The organism is uncultured Paraglaciecola sp., assembly GCF_913058035.1.
In the GTDB taxonomy this organism is placed as follows: domain Bacteria; phylum Pseudomonadota; class Gammaproteobacteria; order Enterobacterales; family Alteromonadaceae; genus Paraglaciecola.
In genome coordinates this window covers 1-2,063 of the sequence record NZ_CAJXPA010000345.1, presented here as the reverse complement: position 1 = coordinate 2,063, position 2,063 = coordinate 1, and the positions used below count along the sequence as shown (strand labels likewise).

Genomic DNA, 2,063 nt, shown 5'->3' with positions numbered 1-2,063 from the left:
GAATACACTGCTTGGGCATCTTTTGCTAAACATTTTGCACTTGAAGCAAGAAGTGAATAATCAAACAGAAAATCAAAAGGTTGATTTATTTTAAAGCGTATTACATCACATAGTGTTTTTAGATCTTGCGCGGGTGCCCAAATAGTTGGAATCTCGTCGGCAGTCTCTTCTGCATACATTACAGAAGAGAGTAACCATGGTTGTATCTCGGCTAGTAAATCAGGCTTGGAAGTGTGCGCCATGATTACACTCTATCCGGAGGTGTCAGATCTTTAGCTCGCATACGTTCAGCGTTGTGTATATCTCGTTGGCTAGGCTTTGCTATCTGACTGACATTCTGCTCACCAACTATCCAACTCAGGGGACGCTGTTCACGACCGATTGCTTCTTGTAATAAGATCAAACCTTGCATTAAGGCTTCTGGACGCGGAGGGCAACCAGGTACATAAACATCCACGGGTAAAATTTTGTCAACACCTTGTACAACCGAATATATGTCGTACATGCCACCAGAATTTGCACAAGAGCCCATAGATATTACCCATTTTGGTTCGAGTAATTGATCATATAAATGTTTAACAACTGGTGCCATCTTGCGAAATACAGTGCCAGAAATAACAATGAGATCTGCTTCACGTGGTGTTGCTCTAATGACTTCTGCCCCAAAACGAGCAATATCATGCCGAGCGGTGAAGCTTGTCGCCATTTCTACATAACAGCATGATAAACCGAAGTTAAATGGCCATATGGAATTCTTTCGGCCCCAGTTGATCATATTATTGAGGGTGGTAAAGATGACGTTTTTCTTGATGTCTTCTTGCACACTTTCATCCACAGTCAAAATTCGTTGCGGCACTTTGTTGGGGTCACTGAGATTCCAATCCATTAACGTTGCTCCGGAAGATGTCTTTTAAGAATGTTGAGAGCGCCAATACGCCACAAATAGATAAGGGCAACCAGTAGAATAATCATAAACACCAGTGCTTCTATAAAGCCGGCCACACCTACCTGTTCAAAGGAGATTGCCCAAGCAAAAAGATATAAAGTTTCAAGGTCGAAAATAACGAAAAAAATAGCATATAAAAAGAAGTGATTAGCAAACTTAACCCGTGCGTTGCCGAGAGATAAAATACCAGACTCATAAGGTAAGTGGGTAGAGTGGCCCTTTGTTCTGGGTCCTAGTAATGATGAGGCAAACATTACTGCGACTAGTAATAGAAGAGTAAAAGTGAAGTACAACAGAATTGGCCAGAGTTCATTTAGCGCTTGTATCATGTTAATTACTCCTGATTTTTTTATTTTGTTATCAACGAATTAAACCTTTTTTGAACGGACAATAATCTGTGTCTACAAAGGTTGCTTCAAAACATTTAAAAATATTAATTATCAAATCGCTAAATGAGTTGATGATTAAAACAAGTAACAAATGGGTTTGAAGACAATTCTTCAACATTAAAACTTGTTACATATCCATCATCGAATAAATGTCGATGGACAATCGTTTTTTCTCTTCCATCATGTGCAAATATAAATTTTCAAATAAGTCCCGAACCAATTCACAAGAGACGGCTTCCTGCATTTCTATGTAGAGATGACAAAAGTAATCATCGAAAGCGGTTGCCATCATTTCTACGTCATCAATATTTATCTGTACAGAATCAAACTTTGTTAAAAACAGCTCTTCAACACAGTGTTCGTGATCAAATTGAAAGTAGGTATTGAGTATTTTGATGGATGCTTTTTCAATATAACTCTGTAAGGACAACGTCATTTCAGATTCATGTTTGACTAAGGTATTGAGCAGCAATTTGATTCGTTCATTTTGAGCTTGATTTGATAAAACAAGATAAAAAGCAGCAGTGCGGGCATGCAATTGTTGATTGTGCTGAAGTAATTCATTTACTTGAGAAAAGTTGCTCATCAATCTCTTTCCTATTGCAAAACTAATATTTTAAAGCGTAAATTTATTAACAATAAACGGCGTAAAAATTTACAAGAAATTAACATTAGCGTAATATTTACTCAGAAGATACTGATTATCGTATGTATTTTCTGCATATAGA

At 37.5% G+C, this 2,063-nt stretch carries 3 protein-coding genes and 1 pseudogene; all 4 read right to left on the bottom strand.

Annotation, left to right across the window (positions count from 1 at the left end; all coding sequences use genetic code 11):
• Window positions 1-242 (bottom strand): annotated as a pseudogene (locus tag QZ562_RS21140) (hypothetical protein); the annotation flags it as partial.
• A gap of 2 nt (window positions 243-244) precedes the next feature.
• The gene (locus tag QZ562_RS21135) at window positions 245-886 is read right to left on the bottom strand and encodes an NADH-quinone oxidoreductase subunit B (RefSeq protein ID WP_293764721.1); all 642 of its coding nucleotides are present in this window, start codon (window positions 884-886) and stop codon (window positions 245-247) included.
• A complete protein-coding gene (ndhC, locus tag QZ562_RS21130) occupies window positions 886-1,275 on the bottom strand; it encodes an NADH-quinone oxidoreductase subunit A (RefSeq protein WP_293764718.1) in 390 nt (129 codons plus the stop codon). The genes QZ562_RS21135 and ndhC overlap by 1 nt, the downstream gene beginning before the upstream one ends.
• A 187-nt stretch (window positions 1,276-1,462) precedes the next feature.
• Complete coding sequence (locus QZ562_RS21125; RefSeq protein WP_293764715.1) at window positions 1,463-1,921, bottom strand: hypothetical protein; 459 nt, start codon at window positions 1,919-1,921, stop codon at window positions 1,463-1,465.
• Between the last annotated feature and the right edge of the window lie 142 nt (window positions 1,922-2,063).

Bases quoted from the DNA above. Each gene is read 5' to 3' on its own strand.
- QZ562_RS21135 (WP_293764721.1), bottom strand. From the start codon at position 886: ATGGATTGGAATCTCAGTGACCCCAACAAAGTGCCGCAACGAATTTTG.
- ndhC (WP_293764718.1), bottom strand. From the start codon at position 1,275: ATGATACAAGCGCTAAATGAACTCTGGCCAATTCTGTTGTACTTCACT.
- QZ562_RS21125 (WP_293764715.1), bottom strand. From the start codon at position 1,921: ATGAGCAACTTTTCTCAAGTAAATGAATTACTTCAGCACAATCAACAA.